Raw genomic sequence first — 22,741 nt, 5'->3', positions numbered from 1 at the left:
GCCGGCCGCGGGTGCGGAAGTCCCTACCAACTCGCCGGCGAGTAATCCTTCAAGAAACACCCGTAGAGATCCTCGCCCAATTCTCCTCGCACAATCGGGTCATACACGCGCGCAGCACCATCCACCAGATCCAGCGGTGCGTGGAAGCCTTCCTCGGCCAGCCGCAATTTGGTCGGGTGAGGACGCTCGTCGGTGATCCAGCCGGTATCCACGGCGGTCATGAGGATGCCGTCTTGCTCGAGCATCTCCCCCGCGCTCGTGCGCGTCAGCATGTTCAGCGCGGCCTTGGCCATGTTGGTGTGCGGATGCCCGGGGCCCTTGTAGCCGCGGCCGAACTGGCCTTCCATCGCCGACACGTTCACCACGTACTTGCGCCGGGCCGACGATGCAGCAAGCGCCGGACGCAACCGGCTCACCAGAATGAACGGTGCGGTCTGATTGCACAGCTGCACCTCGAGGAGCTCCATCGCGTCGACCTCGTGCACGCGCTGGGTCCAGCTGTTGACCGACGCGGTATCGGGCAGCAGCCCACCGGCGTCGATCGCCGTCCCGGCGGCGATCCGCTCCGGTGACGCACTACGCGCTTCCAGTGCAAGCGAAGTCAAAGCGTGCGCCGACGGGTGCTCGCCGAGACTTCCGGCCAAAGCATGCGGGTGTGCGTCACTGACATGGTCGAAGGTGACCACGTCCACCAGCGCCGGCGGTGGGGTTCGCTCGGCCTCGACCAGTGCGGCATAGGAGCCCGGCGGGCGGCGCACGGTCTGCGCCGCATTGTTGATCAGGATGTCCAGCGGTCCCTGCGCGGCTACCTCGTCGGCCAGGGCGACCACCTGGGCCGGGTCACGCAGGTCGATGCCCACCACCCGCAGCCGGTGCAACCAGTCGGCACTGTCCTCCATCGCCGCGAAGCGGCGCACCGCATCGTTGGGAAACCGGGTGGTGATGATGGTGTGCGCGCCGTCGCGCAGCAGCCGCAGCGCGATGTACATGCCGATCTTGGCGCGCCCTCCGGTGAGCAGGGCCCGGCGCCCGGTCAGGTCGGTGCGGGCATCGCGCTTGGCCCGGTTCACCGCGGCGCATTCCGGACAAAGCTGGTGGTAGAACGCATCGACCACGGTGTGGTGGGTCTTGCAGATGTAGCAGGCCCGCGAACGCAGCAGCGTGCCCGCACTGGCCCCGACCGCGGTGGACACCAACGGCAGACCCTGGGTTTCGTCGTCGATGCGTCCGGGCGCACCGGTGGCAGTGGCGGCGATGACGGCACGGTCCGCCGCTGCGACCGCTTCACGCCTGGCGTCCCGGCGGGCCTTCTTGACCGCCTTGAACATCTTCGCGGTGGCGCGGCGCACAGCAACGGCGTCGGGGTGCTCGGGCGGCAGTTCATGCACCTCAGAAAGCACCCGCAGGCACGTGCTGAGCTGGTCGGGATCGATCGCGGTCACCATGGAAGAGTACGGGGATTGAGGTGAAATCCCCGTATCGAGCGAACGAACCGACGCGAACAAGGCCGCCGACGACGACGTCGATCAGGGCTTTCAGTCGAGAGCCTTGGCCACCCGGCCCCGAACCACCACCGCGGTAGGTCAGTCGTAGATGACGTCGAGCCCCCGCCGTCGAAGGTCAGCCAGGGCGTCCCGCATGCCTTGCAGCTGCTCGGGTGAATGCCCCACCCAGTCGGTGATCTCACCGACGATTCTCACCGGCTCGCGGGTTCGATAGGAGTGCGTCGGATTGCCGGGGAGCTTCTTGTCGGTGACGTTCGGATCGTCCTCCAGCGGACCCTCGGGTTCGACGATGTAGATCCGGCCCCGGCCCTCACCGACGGCCATCTCCGCTCCCCACACCGCCGCATCCAAAGTCCGGGTGACGTACACGTGGTTCATGATCCGGCCCGCTTCGTAATTCGACTCGCGTCCGGGCACCAGGCGATCTCCCACTGCCAGATCGGCCTTGGTGCCGTGCAGGAGCGCACCCGACTCGTGCACTTCAAACGGTTTCGGCGTACTCGGCACAATGTCCCCCTTCGTCAGGAATTGAAGATTGTGCAGCACGTCAGGGGCCTTGCCGCAAGCCCCACCCCCGGCCGTATATTGAGAATGGGAGCAGGCCCGCGACGCCGATCAGAGTTGGTCGAGAAGCCCGTCGACGAGACTGCTAAGCCGCTCAAAGTGTGTACCTGGCCAATAGATCTGCCCGCACTCGGTGCAGCGGCCGAACTCGTCGTAGTAACGGCGGGTCAACGGCTCGAGGCGGTCGGCCACCTCCTCCTTCGCCACCGATGCCAACCGGCCGCCGCACCGCACGCAGCGGGTGAACGGCGCGACCCGCCGCCGCAAGTCCAACCGCCGCAACACTTCTCGTGTCTGCCCCTCCGGTTGCTCGGAGTGGACGAACAGACCGTGCGTGATAGCGCGACGCTTCAGCAGACCCCGGTCGCGAGTCAGCAGGATCCGTTGCTGTTGCAGGCTGATGTCGGCCAGCGTTTGATCGTCGGCGTCGTTCGACCACCACACATCGAATCCGAGCACCCGCAGCAGCCGTGCCAGCCGACCGAGGTTGACGTCGACCACGAACCGCGGATCACGCAGCGGCTCGGGCCGCAGCCGGGCCATCGACTCGATGTCGAGCGCCTCGAACATCGGATACACGGCGATACGGTCTCCGATGGCCGGCCGGTGTTCGAACCCCACCGGGTCCCCGTTCACCAGGATCAGATCGATCTCGGTGTGCGGAATACCCATGGCCTCAAGAACATCCTTGACGGTCTGATGGCTCTGGCAGGGCCGGCGCACGGTCAGTCCGCGCGAGCCGGCGTCCAAGAAGTCGTTCAGCTCGGCGTAGGCCCGGATTTCCACGAAGCCGGCCATACCGCCATGGTTGCGCGCAGTGTCGCCGGCCGCAATCGACTAGGAATCGACGTCCATCTCGACCAGTACCCGGCGCAGCAGCTTACCGGTGGCATTGCGCGGCAGTTCCTCGATGAACACCACATCGCGGGGCACCTTGTGCCGAGCCAGATTGTCCTTCACGTACTGCTTGATCTCGGACCCGTCGGGACTGGCGCCAGGTTCCGGAACGACGAAGGCCCGCAACCGTTTTCCGAACTCGACATCGTCCACACCGACGACCGCCACCTCGGCGATGTCGTCGCGTTCCTCGAGCAGGTTCTCCACCTCCTGCGGGAAGACGTTCTCACCGCCGGAGACGATCATGTCGTCGTCGCGACCGTCGACGAACAGCAGTCCGTCGGCGTCGAAATGGCCCATGTCGCCGCTGGACATGTAGCCGTCGATGATCTGCTTGGTACGGCCATCGGTATAGCCCTGGAACGGCGCGCCATTGCGGATGAAGATCCGCCCGCGACGGTTGGCCCCCTCGACGCGCTGATCGTTCTCGTCGTAGAGCACCACCTCGCAGGTCACCGGGGCACGCCCCGCGGTTCCCGGCGCGGCCCGCAACTCGGCCGGAGTCGCGATGGTGGCGATGGCGCACTCGGTGGAGCCGTACATGTTGTACAGAACATCGCCGAAAACGTCCTGCACCCGGGTGGACAGGTCCGGGCTCAGCGCGGACCCGGCGATCAGGATCACCTTCAGCGCCGACGTGTCGTACTTGGCGATCACCTCGGGGCCCAGTTCGACCATCCGGTGCAGCATCGTCGGCACCGCCACCAACATGTCGGCCTTGTGCTCGGCCATCAGCTTCAGCGTGCCCTCGGCGTTGAACCGCCGCGCGGTCACCACCTTGTTACCCAGCGCGGCGCCGACCAGGTAGGTGGCCCAACCGGTGCTGTGGAAGATCGGCGACACGATCACCATGGTTCCCTTGCGGGGGAACGGAACTCGGTCGACGATCTGCGCGGTCGCGAACGGGGACACGGTGTCCCGCGGAGCACCCTTGGGCAGACCGGTGGTGCCGCTGGTGAGGATGACCGAGCCGCCTGGCTTGCTCGGTGGCGGCAGCGGTTCGGCGGGGTTCGCCGCCGCGATGTCCTCGATGGTCTGCGCACCCTCGGGTAATTGGGCAGCGTCGTCGACCCAGGTCAATATCCGCGGAAGCTCGGCGGGCAGGGCGTCGAGCAGGCCGAGGAACTCGCTGTCGTGCATCACCACGCTGACGCCCTCGCGGGCGCAGACCTCCGCGAATTGCGGTTTGGCGAAGCCGGTGTTCATCAGCACCAGGCGCACACCGAGTTTGCCGCAGCCCGCCATCGCGATGATCAGGCCGCGATGATCCCGGCACAGCAACCCGACGACGGAGCCCTCCTTGAGCCCCAGGTGCTGCAGACCGTGCGCCAACGCCCACGACTGGTCATCGACCTGCTTGTAGGTCAACGCGCCGCGTTCGTCGACGATCGCCGGCAGGTCCGCATACCGGCGCCCGCCCTGGATCGCCATGGTGGCCTGCGGCCCGAACTGGCGGGCAAGTTTGGCGCTGCGCACTGTGGCGCCGATATCCAGGGGCTCGATGATGCCCCGGCCGACGAGGCGTTTGACCGCATGCCCCGACTCGAAGATCTGACCCATCGTCTGCCGAATTCCGGTTATCGCGTTCATGGTCCCGCCCCTCGCCGATTGCGCTGGACGGTAGCAGGACCGGAGCCCCTCACGCGGCGGGTCGCGCAGGCAATCTGAACCTGGGCAATGTCGAATGTGCGGCCTACCGTAGGGCCATGGCAGAACAGTCACCCGCGATCACCGTGGCGCATCCGCCAACGGCGATGATGCGCGTCGTCAACCCGGCCCTGCGGTTCCTGCTGCGCACGCCAATTGCAGGGCCCGCGCGCAAACAGTTCATGGTCGTGACCGTTCGGGGCCGAAAGACCGGACGCCAGTATGCGATTCCACTGAGCGCTCATCGAATCGACAACCACCTCTACGCCATCACCGACGCGCCGTGGAAGCACAACTTCCGCGACGGCGCCCCGGCTGAAGTCCTCCACGACGGCCAGACCACGGCCATGCGGGGCGAACTCATCACGGACCCCGCGGCCGTCGCCGCCTTGTGCCGGCGCTCCGCCGAGTTCTACGGCGTCAAACGCGCGCAGCGGATGATGGGGTTGACGTTCCGCGATCGGCGCATCCCCACGCTGGAGGAGTTCACCGAGGCGGCCGACCGAGAGCACTTGGCCGCCATCCGGTTGACGCCGGCCAACGCACCGTGACCGGACGCGGGATGAACTGCTATTTGAGGCAGGTGTCGAACTCGTCGCGGATCCGCTGTTGCAACGCCAATGCGTCGGGTACGAGCGGCTCGGACTTGGTGCGGTCCCCGTTGACGTAGTCGCACTTGCCGATCATGGCGCTGCCTGCCCAACGCGGCTCGTTGAAGCGGGACGGATCGTCGGCCCAGTGCCAGAGGAGGCTGACGGGATGTGCCGGGCCGGCCTCGATCGCGTGAATGGTCCGCACCACTTCCTCGTAAGCGGTCGCCGGCGTCGGCACGCTGAAGGTCAGGCGCTCGATCATCCCGTCCCGGATCCCAATCCAGCCTGGCTCAGCAGGCGCCGCCGCGGCCAGTTGCCCGTCGATGCGCTGTTTATCGGCGAGAGTGAACCGGTTGAAGATCATCCAGTGTGGATCAGCGACCCGGTCAGCTGCAGAGACTTCGATGTCACTGGGCGGCCGGTCGGCGAAGATGCGCAGGATGGCGTCGACTGCGGCACCGGGTTTCTCCGCCTCCAGGATCCCTATCTTCGACGCGCCCGGCGCGGCGCCGCCGGACCATCTGATTTCGCCGGCCGGAGCGTCTGAGCGAAGGCGACGCAGCAGTCCGGTCACCTGGACGGTGTCGTCGGGCAGACCGTCACCTCCCGAGACCGAGGTCCCTTCGGCCACACGGATTTCCATCCGCTGGCTGAATTTTGCGAAGTCACCGCCGCGTAGCTCGTCGAGTTGCGCGGCGACCTCGCCGACCTGCTCATCACTGGCCTGAGCCATGTCGACCTTGAGTTCGAACCGTGTGCCCTCGAGGATGCCGTTGTCATAGATCAGGTCGACATCTTCCACACCCGGCATCGCCGCGATGCGGTCCCGAATGTCGAGGGCTTGCTGTTCACGGTCGGGCGCACCGGTGCAGCCACTCACGCCAACCGACAGCGCGACGAATAGCGCGGCGGCAACAGCGGTGAGTCGCATGTTGCTGAGCCTACGGCGGTTGCTGGGACGGGCTGCGCGCCAATTCTCACCGAGCCGCAGCATCGGTGTCCCCCGCCGGACGGCCCTAACCCATGGGGTCCGTCACGACGACCACCGAACCGCGTTGTGATCGCTCAGTATCCCAGCGGCTTGTTCAGAAAGTCGTCGAGCGCTTCGCCGAACGATGTGACTTCGAAGTCGGGTTCGAAGTATGTAACCGCTGTCCCGGCCGGCAAATCCGGTGAAGTGAACAAGTACGGATGACCGCCATACTCGGTGATGAGTAGTAGTCGCTGAGTGCCGGGAAAGGGATAGGTGGACGCATCCCAGCACTCGGCGACATCACTGTCGTCGGGGTGACCCCAGCTGTCGGCAAGCGTCTGCATGTCGGCCGGGGGCATCAGCCCACACGACTTGCCGTTGAGAGTGGTAAATCCAGCATGAACCTGCCGTAGGAATGTGCGGGCCGGACCAGGTAGCGAGTCAAACATCGGCGGCTCTGAATGTCCGAATGTCCGCGCGTCCTCCCCCATCCATACCTTGGGCCGGCCGTCCCTGGCTCGAACCACGTAGTCCAAGGTGGGCGTGCCTTGCCACGAATGCTGAGCGACACGAACGTCGAGAAGCGCGGAGCGTAGCGCCTCGTCGAATCGTGGTACCAGGTCGAGGAATTCGCTGTTCCACAGTGCCAACGCAACGTCTTTGCGTTCCTCGGGATCAAGTGATTCAACGACCGGCCACCATGTCTCGGGAACCACGGTGCGTGTCTGTGGTGAGGGAGCGAGAATTTCGACCGTCGCATTCCCCCATTCCGCCACTGCAGCCGTCAGCGCTGCTTGATCAATACCAGCCATCACACCGCCCTTCTTCGTTCTGCGCAGGACCTCAAGTCTCGGCTGGGCATCCGTCGATGTCATCACGCATGAGCTTTCGCCGGGAATCGGTGCCGAAGCCGCGCACGAGGGCTAATGTCCAGAATTGTCGACGGATGCGCGGGACGGGTGGGGCCGGAATACGCCGACCTCGCTTGTCGGCACCCCGCGCTACGTTCGCCTGTTCGCCAGTCGAGGAGGCACAGGATGATCAAGAACAACACGCATGTGGGCAGCAGGTTCGGTAAGTATGAGCTGACCGCTCTCCTCGGCAGCGGCGGCATGGGCGAGGTCTACGAGGCTCACGATCTCGACAAGGATCGGACCGTCGCTCTGAAGATCCTCCGCGAGCAGTACGCGCAGGACCAACACTTCCGGGCCCGATTCCTGCGCGAGTGCCACGCGGTGGCAAACGTGCAGGACCCCCACGTGGTGCCGATTCACGACTGGGGCGAGATCGACGGGAACCTCTACATCGACATGCGACTGGTCCGCGGTCAGACGCTGCACGACCGCATTCTTACCGGACCGTTGGCTCCGCAACGCGTGGTGTCGATTCTCGAGCAGATCGCCGCCGCGCTCGATGCCGCGCATGCCCAAGGCGTGGTCCATCGCGACGTCAAGCCCCAGAACATCATCATCACACCCTCCGACTTCGCATACCTCCTAGACTTTGGTATCGCGCAGGCGCGAGGCGATTCAGGGCTGACGCAGACGGGCATGCACATCGGCTCGTTCGGTTACATGGCCCCGGAACGGTTCGGTGACGCGCCGTGTTCGCCGGCCGCCGATGTCTACTCCCTCGCATGCGTGCTGCACGAGGCGCTGACCGGCAATGCACCATTTCCGACCAACAGCTACGAGCAACTGATCGCCGCACATCTCTCTGCGCCGCCGCCACGGCCGAGTGCAGTCTGCCCCGACATCCCTACGTCTGTGGATGCGGTCATCGCACGGGGCATGGCCAAGGAACCCGACGACCGTTACGGCAGCGCCGGCGCATTGGCGCGTGCCGCTCAGCGCGCGCTGCAGTGCACTCCGGAACAAGCGAGGGCCGCTGGCGCCGAAACCATGTCGGCATCGCACTTTTCACCGCCGTTGCCCATCGCAGCCCTGGCACCTCAAGCTGCTGGGCCCGGGTCTCGCCAAACGTGGGCACCCCTTGCCGTCATCGGAGTGGTCTGCGCGCTTCTACTCGGTGCGGTCGGCCTCGTCATCGGCTTACTCATTCCGAAAAACACGGCGCCGCCCGTCAACTCCGCATCGACTCCGACAATCGCGCCGTCCCTACCGAGTGCGACGGTCACGGCCCAGACCGTCTACAAGACGGTTCCGCCGCCGCCACCTCCACGTCCGCCGACACCGTCGTATATCCCCACCGCGGCGCGTGATCCCGAGTCCACGAGCTTTCAGCAGCTCCGCCAGATCGCTAATGAGGACCACGCCGTGGTGAGCACCGACGGTGCCGATCGCTGGGTGCCGCAACTCAGTTCGAAGCGACCGGGGGTTGTCGATGAGGGCGTCACCTGGGACAACATCCTGACCTTGCAAGAGCATCTGCAGCTCCGCGAGCGTTACGGAGCCAAACTGCTGTGGTCGGGCGACTGGTCGACCTTCGACGCCCCCGACTTCTGGGTCACCATCGCGCCGATCAGCTTCCCCAATGCAGCGGGGGCCCTGTACTGGTGCAGTTCAAACGGCTTCGACGCCGACCACTGCTACGCCAAACTCATCAGCAAGACGCACGCAGTCTCCGGCAGCACCGCATTCAACTGACTCTGCCGCTGGTTCCTGCGCCCTTGGCCTTGGCCAAGCCGACGACTCAGCCGATGGACACCAACTGATCGACCGAATCCCGGGGCAGTTCACCGTCGACCACGGCGGTCACCATCATGGAGTTCAGAACGATCGATCCCTTGTGGTTGTCGAGAAACGCGATGTCGGCGGCGTCGCGGCCGGTGGCGATCCGCACCAGGCTCTGCCGTGGCGCCAACAACGTGCCGTCGACCACCAGCCAATGCCCTTCGACGAACGCCTCGACGACCGCATGAAAATCCATGGGCTGCAACCCTGGCGCATATACGGACACCACGCGCGCAGGAACGTTCACCGCCCGCAGGAGCGCTACCACCAGGTGCGCGTAATCACGGCACACGCCGGCGCCGGCCAGCAGGGTATCGACCGCTCCGTCGATCGGGTCGCTGGAGCCCGGTACGTAGCTGAGCCGGTTGGCCACCCACAATGACACCTTTTCCAGCAATACCGCCGAATCCACGTAGTGCCCGAATTCCGTTGCGGCGAAACCGAAAAACTTGTCCGCTTCGGCGTATCGGCTCGGCCGTAGGTACACCGAGAGGTCGTAGTCGGTCACCGGCGCTGGATCGTTCCGGCCGATGACCGAGGCGGTGTAATCGACTTTGAGATTGCCGACCGCCGCATCGAACTGGTGAATGCGATTGCCGTGTGTACCGCGGATCTCCTTGGCTTGCAATGGCTTTCCATCCAGAACAAACGACAGCGACTCGATCACCTGGGCCTTGGGGTGTGGGGCCACCGCGATCTGAAACTCCAACGTTGTCGGCGCGACGATTTCGATATCGAGCTGCGTGCCCATATCCCGCTTCACTCGCTGCCCACCTATCCGCCCGTCAGATCAGGCTGTTGTTCGGCATAGATGGACGACTCTAGTGAACGCGGCAGATCAGTGCCTGCCAACGCTGTGGACACACATCATTGCAGGTCAGAGTATCGGCGCGTACGGTCGAGAAACCGGGACCAATCAGGCCCCCGATACCCAAGGGGCCGTCCATGGCCGACAAGTCGCCGCGACAGCACATGGCCAAGAAATCGGGAAAGTCGCTCAAGGAGAAACGCGCGGTCAAGCGCGCCAAGGAAACCCCTTTACACACCACCGAGTCCGTTCTGCACCCCGTAAAGCGCTGAGCTTCCGAATCGGGGGCCCGGCAGTGGCGGCATGTCGCTCGGCCAGCATGTGCCGACGTGCCCGCCTGCGAGCGACTTTTCAGCGACAATCGCCTCAGAAGCATCGCGAGTAACTTTGGCCGCGCAGCCAATCAATACATACGTCACGTAGGCATCTTCAGTCGCGTCTGCAACAGATTTCGGGATGCCCGCCTAAGAGCGACAGTGTCGCTGATAGGCGGGCACTGGACTGGTGAGACTGATGAGGCCAGCGGTGCTGGACGGGCACAATCTCCCAGAAAACCTGGGGCTGGCGAGAGAGACGTTATCGGTGTGGCGATTGTCGCTGAAAAGTCGCTCGCAGGCGGGCACATCGTGCACCCCGCCCAGGCTCGTGACGCATGTGACTGGCGTGGTCACCGCGCCCCAGGCGGGCACTATCGATCAGGGAACAAATGTCGAGGCTCGCGAACAACCCAGACACCAAATGCCCCAATAAGCACCACCTGCCACACCCCTCTCGGTAACGTCGAAAGGGATGAGCGGGGCACCGACGTGTTGATCGCGGCGTTACGCGATCTGCAGTGGCGCCGACGGCGATTCATGATCGCCGCGGTCGGCACCGCGTTGGTTTTTGCCATGACGCTGGTGCTGACGGGCCTGGCCAACGGTTTCCGCGTCGAGGCCGAACGCAGTGTCGACGCCCTCGGCCTCGACGCATTCATGATCAAGGAGGGCGCGGCCGGCCCGTTCCTCGGCTCGGCGCCGTTGCCGATCACCGACGTTCAACGAGCGGCCCGCCTTCCCGGCGTGACCACGGCGGTCCCGCTCGTGTACGGCTCGTCGACCATCCCGGCAGGCGGCACCCCCCGCAACGTCAACGTGTTCGGTGTGCCCGAGCAAGGGCCGGGCACGCCGGCGGTGAAAGAGGGCCGCGCACCCCACACCCCCGATGAGGTCGCGGTGTCCACCACAATGGGCCGCCCGGTCGGCGCCGACATCGACGTCGGCGCCTCGAAACTGCGCGTCGTCGGACTGGTCGACGACCTCACCGCCCTGGCCGCCCAGGACAACGTCTACCTGACGGTCCCCGGCGCCCAACAACTGCTGTTCTCCGGGCAGAAGCTGATCTCGTCGGTCGGCATCGTCGGCAAGCCTGGGGCGGCGCCAATGGAATTTCGCATCGTCGACCGAACCGGCGCCATCGACGACATGGTGCGCCCGCTGCGCGGCGCCAATCAGGCGATGAGCTTGATGGCCGGCCTGCTGTGGGCGGTCGCCGCGCTGATCGTCGGATCGGTGATCTATCTGTCGGCCCTGGAACGCACCCGTGACTTCGCGGTTTTCAAAGCAGTCGGTGTGGCTACCCGGTCCATCATGGCGGGGTTGGCGATGCAGGCAGTGACGGTCGCGCTGCTGGCCGCACTGTTGGGAGCGGGGCTCTCACTCGTGCTGGGCCCGCCGTTTCCGATGCGCTGCGACGTCCCGACCCTGGCATTCATCGCGCTACCGATCGTCGCGGTGGTGATCGGCCTGCTGGCCAGCGTGGCCGGGTTGCGTCGTGCCGTCACCATCGACCCGGCCCTCGCCTTCCGGGGACCGTGACATGGCTGACCTTCTCGTCAAGGACCTCGTCGTGGAGTACTCCAGCGGCGGGTATGCGGTGCGCCCGATCGACGGCCTCGACCTCGAAGTCACCGCCGGATCGCTGGCAATCCTGCTGGGGCCCAGCGGTTGTGGGAAGACGACGCTTCTCTCATGCCTGGGCGGGATCCTCAAGCCGACCGCGGGCCGCATCGAATTCGGTGACGTCGACGTGACCACCCTGAACAAGAAGGCACTGTCGGACTACCGGCGCGACACCGTCGGGATCGTGTTCCAGGCGTTCAACCTGGTGCCCAGCCTGACCGCGATGGAAAACGTGATGGTGCCGCTGCGCGCTGCCGGCATGAGCCGCTACGGCGCCCGCGAACGCGCCATGGAACTGCTGACACGCGTCGGGCTCGAGCACCGATTGCACCACCGCCCCGGCAATCTCAGCGGCGGACAACAACAACGCGTCGCGGTGGCCCGCGCGATCGCGCTCGACCCGCCGCTGATCCTGGCCGACGAACCCACCGCGCACCTGGACTTCATCCAGGTCGAGGAAGTGCTCCGGCTCATCCGCGAGCTTGCCAGCGATGAGCGCGTCGTCGTCGTCGCCACGCACGACACCCGCATCCTGCCGCTCGCTGATCAGGTGGTGGAGCTCGTCCCGCCCGTCGCCGTCGAACATCAGGGCCCCGAAACCCGGAGCATCGAGGCCGGCGAAGTGCTGTTCGCCCAGGGTGAGATGGGCGATCTGATCTACATCATCACCGCGGGCGAGATCGAGCTTGCGCGCGAATTGGCCAGCGGTGGTGAGGAAGTCATCAAGACGGTCGGCCCCGGCGACTACTTCGGCGAGATGGGCCCGCTGTTCAGCCTGCCCCGCTCGGCGACCGCGCGCGCGAAATCCGATGCGACCGTTGTCGGCTACACCGTCCAGGCGTTCCGGGAACTGCTCGGCCCCACCGGCGCCCGCAACCTGATCGGGCGATCCGAACCCGAGGATTGATCAGCCATTTGAAACCGTAAGCACCATCCGGGTTTTGACACTGCCGAAATCTGCCGTCCCAAGGGGTACCCGAGCGCAACGCAGAGGAGTAACGTCCGAAGACGGCACATGAAGAAAGCGGTGTGCCGGGTCATTTGCCGAATCCGATAGCGGTGCGGGGCGGATAGTGACAGACACCAGGCAGCACGAAAAAGCCACAAAGACATTTATCGGCGCGCCTCCCGGCGAGCGCCACGGATCGACGGCAGACGAAGTCCGATCCCATTACGACCTGTCCAACGACTTCTTCCGGCTCTGGCAGGACCCCACCCAGACATACAGTTGCGCCTACTTCGAGCGCGACGACATGACGCTGGAACAGGCCCAGATGGCGAAAGTCGATCTCGCACTGGGCAAACTCGGCCTGCAGCCCGGCATGACGCTGCTCGACATCGGCTGCGGCTGGGGGTCGACCATCATGCGCGCGGTGGACAAGTACGACGTCAACGTCGTCGGCCTGACGCTGTCGCACAATCAACTGGCCCACATCGAACAACGCTTCGCCGAATCCGACAGTCCGCGCGGCAAAGAAGTGCGGCTGCAGCCGTGGGAGGATTTCGACGAGCCGGTGGACCGGATCGTGTCGATCGGCGCCTTCGAACATTTCGGCTTCGAGAAGTACGCCGACTACTTCAAGAAGACCTATGAGCTGATGCCCGACGACGGCGTGATGCTGCTGCACACGATCGTCTCGACCAGCAAAGAAGAAGTGGCCGAGATGGGTCTGCCCACCACGATGTCGCTGATGCGCTTCTTCCGGTTCATCGTCACCGAGATCTACCCGGGTGGCCGGATCCCGCTGATCGCGATGGTCGAGGACCGCGCGACCGAGGCCGGTTTCCACGTCACCCGCAAGCAACGACTGCGGCCGCACTACGCCCGCACGCTGGACACCTGGGCGGCAAACCTGCAGGCCAAGAAGGACGAGGCGATCGCCATCACGTCCGAAGAGGTCTACGAGCGCTACCTGAAGTACCTGACCGGCTGCGCGGATCTGTTCCGCGACGGGTACACCGACGTGTGCCAATTCACCTGCGAAAAGATGTAACTACCGGGGAGGTTACTGCGCATGGCCGACGGGATGGCGGGGACGGCCCAGATGCGGCCGCACTTCGAAGAGGTTCAAGCCCACTACGACCTGTCCGACGACTTCTTCGGGCTCTTCCAGGACCCGTCCCGCACCTACAGTTGCGCGTTCTACGAACGCGACGACATGACGCTGGAACAAGCCCAGATGGCCAAGATCGACCTGGCCCTGGACAAACTCGACCTGCAACCGGGCATGACGCTGCTCGACATCGGGTGTGGTTGGGGCGCGCTGATGAAACGCGCGCTCGAGAAGTACGACGTCGACGTCGTCGGCCTGACCCTCAGCCGAAACCAATACGCCTACTGCCAACACCTTTTGGACCAGGTCGACACCCGTCGCTCACACCTGGTGTGCCTGCAGGGCTGGGAGCAGTTCGACCGGCCGGTGGACCGCGTCGTCAGCATCGAAGCCTTCGAGGCGTTCGGAAAATCGCGCTACGCCGCCTTTTTCGACACCGTGCACCGCGTGCTGCCGCCCGACGGGCGCATGGTGATCGAGACCATCTTCACCCATCCGATCAACTACTGGCGCGAGCACAACATCCCGATCACGTTGTCCGACATGAAGTTCACCCGGTTCATCGGCAAGGAGATCTTCCCTGGCGGTCAGCTGCCGTCGGATCAGGACATGTTCGAATTCTCCTCCGATGCCGGTTTTTCCACCGACCACCTGCAGCTGATGAACACGCACTACGTGCGGACGCTGGACACCTGGGCGGCCAACCTGGTCGCCCACCGCGACGAGGCGATCGCCACCACGTCGGAGGAGGTCTACGACCGCTACATGCGCTACATCACCGGCTGCGCCGACTTCTTCCGCCGCGGTATCTCCGAGGTCGCCCAGTTCACCTTCGTCAAACAGCCCTAGTACGCGCCGAACGCCAACGCGACGTTGTGCCCGCCGAAGCCGAACGAATCGCTGATCGCGTAGCGGTAATTGCCCAGCCGGGGCTGATCGACCACCACGTCCAGATCGATCTCGGGATCAGGGTTCTTGAGGTTGAGCGTGGCCGGGATGATCCCGTCGCGCAGGGCCTGCACGGTCAAAACGGCATCGATCGCCCCCGCCGAGCCCAGGGAGTGCCCCAGCGCCGCCTTCGGCGCGTACACCGCGGGCACCGCGTGGCCCAGCGCCCGGTGGAGGGCCCGGGCCTCGGCCGCATCCCCACAGATCGTTCCGGTGGCATGCGCGTTGACGTGGTCGATGTCGGACGCGGTGAGTCCGGCCAGCTCAACGGCCCTTGTGATGGCGTCACCGGCACGCTCCCCCGTCGGATCGGGCCGGACCGCGTCGTAGCAATCGCTGGTGATGCCGCAGCCCATCAGCCGCGCCAGGATCGGGGCGCCGCGCGCCTTGGCGTGCGCCTCGGTCTCGATCAGCATCAGGGCACCGCCCTCGCCGAACACCATGCCCTCGCGATGCTTGTCGAACGGGCGGCACGCGGCCGCCGGATCGTCGTTGTCCGTCGACATCATGCCGCCCTGGGCGAATGCGGCGATGGGCACCGCCTCGATGCAGGTCTCGACACCGCCACAGATCGCGATATCGGCGTCACCGAGGATGATCTGCCGCCACGCCTGCGCGATGGCCGCCGCGCCCGAGGCATCGGCCATCACCGGAGACATCACCCCGGCCTTCGCCTGGCGCTGCAGCCCGACCGCCACCGCAGGCGCATTCGGCATGTATTTCTGGATCGATGTCGGCGCCACCGCGCGCAGCCCTTTAACTTTCCAGGTGTCGTACTGCAGGATCATTTCCTCGGTGGTGCCCAGCGCCAGCCCGATCGAGACCAGCAGACGCCGGGTATCGATATCGGGTGATCCGGCGCTCTCCCAGAGCCGCCGCCCCAGCACCGTGGACATCTGGCCCATGTACGAAAGTTTGCGCCGCTCAACGCGAGTCAGGATCTCATCGAAGCTCTCGGTGAGCTGCCCGGCGATGCGGACCGGAAAGTCGAACTCCTCGACAAACGGTTTGTCGAGAGGCCGGATTCCGCTTCGGCCCTCCAACAACAGCGCCCAGGTCTCCTCGGCATCGGGCGCAAGAGAAGTGGTCGATGCGATCGCGGTGACGACGACATCGGCGAATCGACCTGCGGCCTTCGCGAGCATGCGCTGGGTTTCCCGATTCTCCTTTGCGAGCCGAATATTTGCTACAAAGTAGTTCCCACTTTAGAACTGCATATACCCACTTTCACCCGATTTCTCAGACTGGAACCATGACCGAACTCGACACCCGCGTCGCGGTCTACCTCGACTTCGACAACATCGTCATCTCCCGCTATGACCAGGTCAACGGCCGCAACTCGTTTCAGAAGGACAAAGCCAAGGGCCTGGAGGCCGACAAACTCACCAAGGCCACCGTCGACGTCGCCGCCATTCTCGACTTCGCCTCGTCGTTCGGCACCCTGGTGCTCACCCGCGCCTACGCGGACTGGTCAGCCGACGTCAACGCCGGATACCGCCAGCAGCTCGTCGGCCGCGCCGTCGACCTCGTACAGCTGTTTCCCGCTGCCGCGTACGGCAAGAACGGCGCCGATATCCGGCTGGCCGTCGACGCGGTCGAGGACATGTTCCGGCTCCCCGACCTCACCCATGTCGTGATCGTGGCCGGCGACTCCGACTACATCCCGCTCGCCCAACGCTGTAAACGCCTGGGCCGTTACGTCGTCGGCATCGGGGTGGCCGGCTCGTCGAGCCGGGCACTGGCCGCCGCGTGCGACGAGTTCGTCGTCTACGACTCATTGCCCGGCATCCCCACCCTCACGCCCGAGCCAGAACGCCAGCCGCAGAAGCGCACCCGCAAGAAGGAGGAGGAACCCGACCCGCAGACGCAGGCCACCGCGTTACTCACCCGCGCCCTGCAGATCGGACTGGAAAAGGACGATGTCGAATGGCTGCACAACTCCGCGGTCAAGGCGCAGATGAAGCGGATGGACCCGTCGTTCAGCGAGAAATCGTTGGGATTCAAGTCGTTCAGTGATTTCCTGCGGTCCCGATCCGATGTGGTCGAGTTGGATGAGAGTTCGACGACGCGGCTGGTCAAGCTGCGGTAGCCGGCCCGCTCGTGAACGGAGCGCTCAGACCCCCAACCGTCCCGACAAGCGGTTGAGCCGAATCAGGCTCGCCCCGTCGAGCCCGGTGAACGAAACACTTTTCCCACGCGACGAGTACTTCTGGCGAATCGCGTCCAGCGTCGCGACGGACGACGCATCCCAGAGCGACGTCCCGGACATGTCGATCTCCACCTCGGCGGGATCTCCCGCGTAGTCGAATTGGTGCGCCAGCTCATTGCTGGACACGAAGAACAGGTCCCCGCGGACCCGGTATGTCCGTGTCCCATCTGGACCGTCATCCACCGACACCGACGTGAACTGGGCGACGCGGCGGGCGAACGCCACCATGGCGGTCAGCACCCCGAGTGACACGCCAACCGCCAGGTTGCCGGTGGCCACGGTCGCAATGACGGTGACGACCATGATCAGGGTTTCACTGCGGGGCAACACCTTCAGCGTCCGTGGCCTCACGCTGTGCCAGTCGAAGGTCGCAAACGAAACGACGATCATCACCGCCACCAGCGCGGCCATCGGGATGCGACCGACGAGATCGCCCAGCGAGACCACGAGGATCAGAACGAACACTCCGGTCAGCAAGGTGGACAACCTGGTTCGCGCCCCGGCCACCTTGACGTTCATCATGGTCTGCCCGATCACCGCGCAGCCGCCCATGCCGCCGAATATCGCCGTCACCACATTGGCCAGGCCCTGCCCGCCTGCTTCGCGGGTCTTGTTGGACGGGGTGTCGGTGATGTCGTCGACCAGCTTGGCCGTCATCAACGATTCCAACAACCCGACCAGCGCCGCGCCCAACGCGTAGGGCGCGATGACCTGCAGCGTGTGCAGTGTCAGTGGCACATCAGGGAAACCGGGCACCGGAAGCGAATCAGGCAGTGCCCCTTGATCTCCCACATCGGGCACATCCCAGCCGCACGCCACGACCGCAGCCGTCAACACCAGCACCACCACCAGCGGTGCGGGCACCGCGGTGGTCAGCTTCGGTAGCACCACCATCAGCACCACGCCGACGACGGTCAACGCGTACACAAGCCACGGCACGTCCACCAGATGGCGCAACTGCGACATCAACACCAGGATGGCCAATGCGTTGACAAAGCCCACCATCACGCTGCGCGGGATGAACCGCATCAACTTGGCCACCCCGAACAACGCCAGCAGCATCTGGATCACGCCCGCCAACAGAATCGTCGCGACCAGGTACCCCACCCCGAATTCTCGTGACACCGGCGCGACGACCAGTGCGACGGCCGCGGTGGCCGCGGTGATCATGGCCGGCCGGCCCCCGGCGAACGCGATGGTGATCGCCATGGTCACCGTCGAGAACAAGCCCACCCGAGGGTCGACGCCCGCGATCGCCGAGAACGCGATGGCCTCGGGGATCAGCGCCAGCGCCACCACCAGACCGGCCAGCACCTCGGTACGCAGCACCGAGGGCGACCGAAGTGACGGGCTGTTGACTCCGGCTGACGGCGCACGAAATCCGGGCATGGTGATACTCATCGAAACTCCTAGGCGGACAGTGAGGTGACTATGCGGCCGGGCGGTGACCGAGGAAGTCCAGGATCGCGCGACGGCGCCGCTGATATGACTCCTCGAACTGCGCCTCAGGGGTGCGCGGTTTGTCGATCGTCAGGACATCGGCGACGGTTGCCGGCCGGTGGCTCAACAGCACGACCCGATCTGCCAGCAGCAGCGCCTCGTCGACATCGTGGGTGACGAAGAGCAGGGTCATCTTCTGGGCCTCCCACACCGACATCAGCAGCTGCTGCATCTCCAGGCGGGTCTGGGCGTCGAGCGCGCCGAACGGCTCGTCCATCAGCATCACCCGCGGCTCACACGCCAGTGTGCGGGCCAGCTGAACCCGCTGCCGCATACCGCCGGACAGTTGGCTGGGCAGATGGTCGAGGTAGGTGCCCAGGCCGACCTGTTCCAGCCGGGTGGTGGCCTTCTCCTTGAGCTCCTTGCCCCGTACCCCGCGGAGTTTGAGCGGGAACTGGACGTTCTTGAGGGCACTGCGCCAGGGGAACAATGCGTCCTCCTGGAACACCATGGCGCACTGCGCCGCGTTGCCGGTGACGGGTGCACCGTCCACGGTGGCGGTGCCGCCCATGGGTTTGAGCAGCCCAGCCAGGGCCCGCAGGATGGTGGACTTGCCACAGCCCGACGGACCGAGGAACACGACGACCTCACCGGGCTCGATGGTCAACGTGATATCCGCTGCGACAACGTCGTTGAAGCCCAGTTGCAGCTGCTGGAGGTTGACGGCGCCCGTGCTCATCGGGACGCCCTCGGCAGCCAGCGGTTGACCCGCCGCCCGACCCGCTCGACCAGCCACGCCGTGCCCAGTCCCAGCGCGCCGATGGAGATCATGCCGACCACCACACCGGCGTAGTCGAGCAGACCGTAGGCCTGCCAGGTGTAGTAGCCGATGCCGAACTGGCCCGAGATCATCTCCGCACTCACCACGCAGATCCATGCCACACCCATGGCCACAGACAGTCCGGCGAAGATGCCGGGCAGCGCTCCCGGGATGATGACGTGGAACAACAGCGACATTCGGCCCGCACCCATGGTCTGCGCGGCTTCCTCCCACACCTTCGGCATCGAGTCCATGGCATGGATCGTGCTGACGACCACCGGGAAGAACGCGGCGAAGAACGTGATGAACACGATGCCCTGCTCGCTGGACGGGAACAGCAGGATGGTCAGCGGCACCAGAGCGATCGCCGGGATGGGCCGGATCAGTTCGATGAAGGGCCGCAAGGTCATCCGAGCCAGCTCCGAGCGGCCGACCAGCACTCCCAAGCCGATGCCCACCATCGCGGCCAGACCGAAGCCCAGCAGAATTCGCTGCAAGCTGGCCAGCAGGTCGTCGTAATAACTGCCCGAGCCGATCCGCGCCATCAGCGTGTGCAGCACGCTCTCGGGGCTCGGCATCCGGTTGAACCGCAGCCACGCCACGACATTGTTGGCGGTCAGCAGATGCCAGGCCGCCAAGAAGATCGCGATCGGGATCAGCGGTAGCAGCAGCGCCGGCACCCGGCGGGAGACGGACGCGGGGACCAGGTCGGCCAGCTTGCGCCGCACTGTCTTTCCATCCCCGGTGCCCGGCGACCACAGCCTTGGTGGTGCGATGGTCGGCCGAAACATGAGATCAGTCATGCGATTTCCTTTCTCGGTGGTGGGTCAGCCCGCGGTGCGGGATTCCCCGACCGCGGCGGCGTAGCCGACGGACTGAGCTTGCGGGTGATCGGTTCGGTAGGAGTCCGCTCCGGCGGAGGTGGCGAACGGCTTGTAGCGCCGAGTGGGCGGAGCGGCCGGATCCTGCAGCCACACTGCGTGATCGGCAAAGATCCTCAGCCCGGTGAGGGTGTCGGGCACATAGGCGGCCCGCACCTCGGGGGTGGCCGCCACCCGGCGCAACAGGCAACTCGGTGTCGCTGCGACGTCGGTACTCTCGGCCCCGGACGCCCACAACTCGGAGGCCTGGGCCGGATCGTCGACCGGCAGTCCGCACACGTCGTCGAAACCGGCGAGCACCATCGGGTTGGCCACACTGTCACGACGCTGCGCGTACTCGTCGCCGAACAGCTGCCGTAGATAGCTGTCGTCGATGAAGCCGGAGACATCGAAATCCGCTGTCACCGAACCCCGTCCGACCAGGTACTCCTTGACCTTCGCGAAGGCGGTGAGAAACTGCTGTTTGAGCGTCAGGTCGAAGCTGACCAGCCCGTTCGGCCCGTTGTAGAGGTAGATGACCTCGGGCTCGATGCCCGTCAGCGCCGATACCCGCAGTGCGGCCTTGAGCGGGTGCGCCACGATGTCATCGGTGGTGGCCCTCATCGCCCGCAGGAAAGCGGCCATCACCTCGGGACGGCGCTCGGCGAACTGCTTGCGCGCCACCACACCGTGGAAGGTCGGCACGTTGTTGTCTCCGCCGTCATAGAGCAACCGCCCCTGATTGCGGAAGATCACCAGCTGCGGCCAGGGCACGAACTGCGCCAAGGCGTCGACCTGGCGCCCGTCGATGGCCGAGGCGCCGACCGACGGATCCTGGTTGACGATGTGCACGGCGCCCTTGTCGATCCCGCTGTTCTTGACCGCCGAGGAGAACATGCCGTCACCAGCCGATCCGAGACTCGTCGACACCTTCTTGCCGGTCAAGTCGGCCAGGGTGTCGGCAGTCGAATCCGACGGCACCACCACCTGATTCAACGACCCGCGCAGGTTGTAGCCGGTGGTGGCAACCAGTTCGGTGACCGCGTCGTCGTACTTGCGGGTCTTGGATCCATTGGTGAGCAACGGATAGTCACCCATCGAGCCGATGTCGACATGGGTGGCGATCATCTGAGCGGTCAGCGGGGCGCCCGAGGCGAAGTCCTGCCACACCACCCGGTATTTGGTGCCGGTGGCGGCACCTGCTTCCTTGAGTGCGGCCTCGAAGTCACCCCGGTCACGCAGCAGCGTGCCGGCGTTGACGGTGTTGATGGTCTTGGATTGGTAACCGACGTTGACGACGACGGTCGACTCTGTCAGCAGACCGCAGCCGGTGAGCAGCTGCGCTCCGGCGACGGTGAATGTGGCCAGCAGGGCGGCCGAGCGGACACGCCACCGGCCACGAGGGAGAGGCTGCACATCGTTCATACCGACAAGGGTCGACGGTTTCTGTTACCTCACGGTCATGCGAGGTTGCGCAGCAGTTACGCCATCTGCACAGAGACGACATCTGAGTTACGCCACCAGCACCGCGCTGGAACCACGCCTTCCTGTCGGAAAGTCTTGCAAGCGTGGATATTCCGGACTCAACCAACGTGAACGCTCCGATTGAACCCGATTACCGGTTCACGCTGGCCAACGAGCGGACATTCCTGGCCTGGCAGCGCACCTCACTCGGGTTGCTCGCCGCCGCCGTCGCAGTGGTCCAATTCATGCCCGAAATGACAGTTCCCGGCCTTCGGCACATACTGGGGGTGGCAGTCGGTGCCATGGCAATTCTGACTGCGGTGGCGGGCCTGCTTCGGTGGTCCCAGGTGGACCGTGCCATGCGTCAGGACAAGCCGCTGCCGCGTGCGGTGCTGCCCGTGTATCTGACCACCGGCCTGGCCATGTTGGGCTTCGTCACAGTGGGATTCGCGATTGCGGCGACCGTCCGATGACGCGCCAGGCCCTGGCTCAGGACCGCGGATTGCAGGCCGAGCGGACATCGTTGTCGTGGACACGCACCGCACTGGCTGTCGCGGCTTCCGGGGTGCTGGTGTTGCTGCGCGACGGCCACATGGTCGATCTTGCCCATGACCCGGTACGCATCGCGGTGGTCATCGCAGCGGCCGTGCTCGCCGCGGGCGTGTACGCCGTCGGGCTGCGGCGACGCCGTCAACTGCTGGCCTGCCCGCGGGACTGTGCGGCGGCCGGCCGGAGCGTTCTGCCGGTGGTGGGCATGGCCGTCATCGTCGAGGGCGCGCTGGTGCTGACGTACCTCGCGCTGCCCGCTGCGGTCTGAATCAGCCGGATAGTTCCGCAGGGCGGTTACACGTCGAGAAAGCGGATGTCTTTCGCGTTGCGGGTGATGAAGCTGCGGCGGGCCTCCACGTCGTCCCCCATCAGGATCGAGAACAGCAGGTCCGCGGCGGCCGCGTCGTCCAGCGTGACCTGGCGCAGCACCCGCACCGTGGGATCCATCGTGGTTTCCCACAGCTCCTTGGCGTCCATCTCGCCCAGGCCCTTGTAACGCTGGATACCGTCGTCTTTGTTGATCTTCTTGCCCGCCTTGAGGCCTTCGTTCAGCAACGCGTCGCGCTCGCGGTCGGAGTAGGCGAACTCCGGTTCCTGACGCTGCCACTTGAGCTTGTACAGCGGCGGTTGGGCCAGGAAGATGTGGCCGTGCTCGACCAGCGGTTTCATGAAGCGGAACAGCAGGGTCAGCAGCAGGGTCGAGATGTGCTGGCCGTCGACATCGGCGTCGGCCATCAACACGATCTTGTGATACCGCAGCTTGCTGAGGTCGAACTC

Annotated in this window: 23 protein-coding genes; 10 read left to right on the top strand and 13 right to left on the bottom strand. The window is 65.3% G+C overall.

Annotation, left to right across the window (positions count from 1 at the left end):
* Positions 1-23: 23 nt before the first annotated feature.
* The 4 genes from H977_RS0104455 to H977_RS0104440 form a co-directional block, all read right to left on the bottom strand.
* Positions 24-1,442: an SDR family NAD(P)-dependent oxidoreductase gene (locus tag H977_RS0104455; protein ID WP_029106728.1), complete on the bottom strand. Its 1,419-nt coding sequence runs from the start codon at positions 1,440-1,442 to the stop codon at positions 24-26.
* A 141-nt stretch (positions 1,443-1,583) separates the two neighbouring features.
* Entirely contained in the window at positions 1,584-2,012 is a 429-nt protein-coding gene (gene arr / locus H977_RS0104450; protein ID WP_029106727.1) for an NAD(+)--rifampin ADP-ribosyltransferase, read from the bottom strand.
* Between the two features lie 108 nt (positions 2,013-2,120).
* On the bottom strand, positions 2,121-2,867 hold the full coding sequence (locus H977_RS0104445; protein WP_029106726.1) for a Mut7-C RNAse domain-containing protein: 747 nt from the start codon (positions 2,865-2,867) through the stop codon (positions 2,121-2,123).
* Positions 2,868-2,906: 39 nt separating this feature from the next.
* Positions 2,907-4,556 (bottom strand): acyl-CoA synthetase, encoded by a 1,650-nt coding sequence (locus H977_RS0104440; RefSeq protein WP_029106725.1) that lies wholly within the window; start codon positions 4,554-4,556, stop codon positions 2,907-2,909.
* A gap of 116 nt (positions 4,557-4,672) precedes the next feature.
* On the opposite strand from H977_RS0104440, the gene H977_RS0104435 reads away from it, so the two are divergent.
* A complete protein-coding gene (locus tag H977_RS0104435; protein ID WP_029106724.1) occupies positions 4,673-5,164 on the top strand; it encodes a hypothetical protein in 492 nt (163 codons plus the stop codon).
* Between the two features lie 19 nt (positions 5,165-5,183).
* Here H977_RS0104435 and H977_RS0104430 read toward each other — a convergent pair whose 3' ends face one another.
* Together H977_RS0104430 and H977_RS0104425 are read right to left on the bottom strand one after the other, a co-directional pair.
* A complete protein-coding gene (locus H977_RS0104430; RefSeq protein ID WP_155946514.1) occupies positions 5,184-6,137 on the bottom strand; it encodes a hypothetical protein in 954 nt (317 codons plus the stop codon).
* 134 nt (positions 6,138-6,271) lie between these two features.
* The gene (locus H977_RS0104425) at positions 6,272-6,895 is read right to left on the bottom strand and encodes a hypothetical protein (RefSeq protein ID WP_196808168.1); all 624 of its coding nucleotides are present in this window, start codon (positions 6,893-6,895) and stop codon (positions 6,272-6,274) included.
* Between the two features lie 321 nt (positions 6,896-7,216).
* Here H977_RS0104425 and H977_RS0104420 point away from each other — a divergent pair, with 321 nt between their 5' ends.
* A complete protein-coding gene (locus tag H977_RS0104420) occupies positions 7,217-8,785 on the top strand; it encodes a serine/threonine-protein kinase (protein WP_029106721.1) in 1,569 nt (522 codons plus the stop codon).
* A 46-nt stretch (positions 8,786-8,831) separates the two neighbouring features.
* Here H977_RS0104420 and H977_RS0104415 read toward each other — a convergent pair whose 3' ends face one another.
* On the bottom strand, positions 8,832-9,623 hold the full coding sequence (locus tag H977_RS0104415; RefSeq protein ID WP_029106720.1) for a transglutaminase-like domain-containing protein: 792 nt from the start codon (positions 9,621-9,623) through the stop codon (positions 8,832-8,834).
* 194 nt (positions 9,624-9,817) lie between these two features.
* Between H977_RS0104415 and H977_RS36025 the strand changes: the two genes are divergently transcribed.
* The 5 genes from H977_RS36025 to H977_RS0104395 all read left to right on the top strand — a co-directional run bounded on the left by H977_RS36025 (position 9,818) and on the right by H977_RS0104395 (position 14,523).
* Positions 9,818-9,952 (top strand): hypothetical protein, encoded by a 135-nt coding sequence (locus H977_RS36025; RefSeq protein ID WP_286162624.1) that lies wholly within the window; start codon positions 9,818-9,820, stop codon positions 9,950-9,952.
* Between the two features lie 534 nt (positions 9,953-10,486).
* The gene (locus H977_RS0104410; protein ID WP_029106719.1) at positions 10,487-11,536 is read left to right on the top strand and encodes an ABC transporter permease; all 1,050 of its coding nucleotides are present in this window, start codon (positions 10,487-10,489) and stop codon (positions 11,534-11,536) included.
* Position 11,537: 1 nt separating this feature from the next.
* On the top strand, positions 11,538-12,527 hold the full coding sequence (locus H977_RS0104405) for an ABC transporter ATP-binding protein (RefSeq protein ID WP_029106718.1): 990 nt from the start codon (positions 11,538-11,540) through the stop codon (positions 12,525-12,527).
* Positions 12,528-12,735: 208 nt separating this feature from the next.
* Positions 12,736-13,614 (top strand): cyclopropane mycolic acid synthase family methyltransferase, encoded by an 879-nt coding sequence (locus H977_RS0104400; RefSeq protein ID WP_051288712.1) that lies wholly within the window; start codon positions 12,736-12,738, stop codon positions 13,612-13,614.
* A 21-nt stretch (positions 13,615-13,635) separates the two neighbouring features.
* Positions 13,636-14,523 carry a cyclopropane mycolic acid synthase family methyltransferase gene (locus H977_RS0104395; RefSeq protein ID WP_029106716.1) on the top strand — a complete coding sequence of 296 codons (888 nt, stop codon included), beginning with the start codon at positions 13,636-13,638 and terminating at the stop codon, positions 14,521-14,523.
* Here H977_RS0104395 and H977_RS0104390 read toward each other — a convergent pair.
* Complete coding sequence (locus H977_RS0104390) at positions 14,520-15,767, bottom strand: KasA/KasB family beta-ketoacyl-ACP synthase (RefSeq protein WP_029106715.1); 1,248 nt, start codon at positions 15,765-15,767, stop codon at positions 14,520-14,522. The genes H977_RS0104395 and H977_RS0104390 overlap by 4 nt on opposite strands.
* A 107-nt stretch (positions 15,768-15,874) precedes the next feature.
* Here H977_RS0104390 and H977_RS0104385 point away from each other — a divergent pair, with 107 nt between their 5' ends.
* Positions 15,875-16,711: an NYN domain-containing protein gene (locus tag H977_RS0104385; protein WP_029106714.1), complete on the top strand. Its 837-nt coding sequence runs from the start codon at positions 15,875-15,877 to the stop codon at positions 16,709-16,711.
* A 24-nt stretch (positions 16,712-16,735) separates the two neighbouring features.
* Here the strand turns inward: H977_RS0104385 and H977_RS0104380 are convergent, their stop codons facing one another.
* Genes H977_RS0104380 through H977_RS0104365 form a run of 4 tightly spaced genes read right to left on the bottom strand, consistent with a single transcriptional unit; the run spans position 16,736 to position 21,376 of the window.
* A complete protein-coding gene (locus tag H977_RS0104380) occupies positions 16,736-18,232 on the bottom strand; it encodes a SulP family inorganic anion transporter (protein WP_029106713.1) in 1,497 nt (498 codons plus the stop codon).
* Positions 18,233-18,260: 28 nt separating this feature from the next.
* Positions 18,261-19,010 (bottom strand): ABC transporter ATP-binding protein, encoded by a 750-nt coding sequence (locus H977_RS0104375; protein ID WP_029106712.1) that lies wholly within the window; start codon positions 19,008-19,010, stop codon positions 18,261-18,263.
* Positions 19,007-19,894, bottom strand: a complete 888-nt coding sequence (locus H977_RS0104370) for an ABC transporter permease (protein ID WP_029106711.1) — start codon at positions 19,892-19,894, stop codon at positions 19,007-19,009. The genes H977_RS0104375 and H977_RS0104370 overlap by 4 nt, the downstream gene beginning before the upstream one ends.
* 24 nt (positions 19,895-19,918) lie before the next feature.
* Positions 19,919-21,376 carry an ABC transporter substrate-binding protein gene (locus H977_RS0104365; RefSeq protein ID WP_029106710.1) on the bottom strand — a complete coding sequence of 486 codons (1,458 nt, stop codon included), beginning with the start codon at positions 21,374-21,376 and terminating at the stop codon, positions 19,919-19,921.
* Between the two features lie 167 nt (positions 21,377-21,543).
* Between H977_RS0104365 and H977_RS0104360 the strand changes: the two genes are divergently transcribed.
* Positions 21,544-21,888, top strand: a complete 345-nt coding sequence (locus tag H977_RS0104360) for a YidH family protein (protein WP_231395875.1) — start codon at positions 21,544-21,546, stop codon at positions 21,886-21,888.
* Positions 21,885-22,232: a DUF202 domain-containing protein gene (locus H977_RS0104355; RefSeq protein WP_029106708.1), complete on the top strand. Its 348-nt coding sequence runs from the start codon at positions 21,885-21,887 to the stop codon at positions 22,230-22,232. The genes H977_RS0104360 and H977_RS0104355 overlap by 4 nt, the downstream gene beginning before the upstream one ends.
* A gap of 26 nt (positions 22,233-22,258) precedes the next feature.
* Here H977_RS0104355 and H977_RS32510 read toward each other — a convergent pair.
* A partial coding sequence (locus H977_RS32510; protein WP_036475133.1) for a toprim domain-containing protein occupies positions 22,259-22,741 on the bottom strand: 483 nt, incomplete at its 5' end.

Source organism: Mycobacterium sp. URHD0025, from assembly GCF_000426065.1.
In the GTDB taxonomy this organism is placed as follows: Bacteria; Actinomycetota; Actinomycetes; order Mycobacteriales; family Mycobacteriaceae; genus Mycobacterium.
Note: the sequence above shows the minus strand (reverse complement) of the source record. Positions and strands in the feature narration are given on the sequence as shown.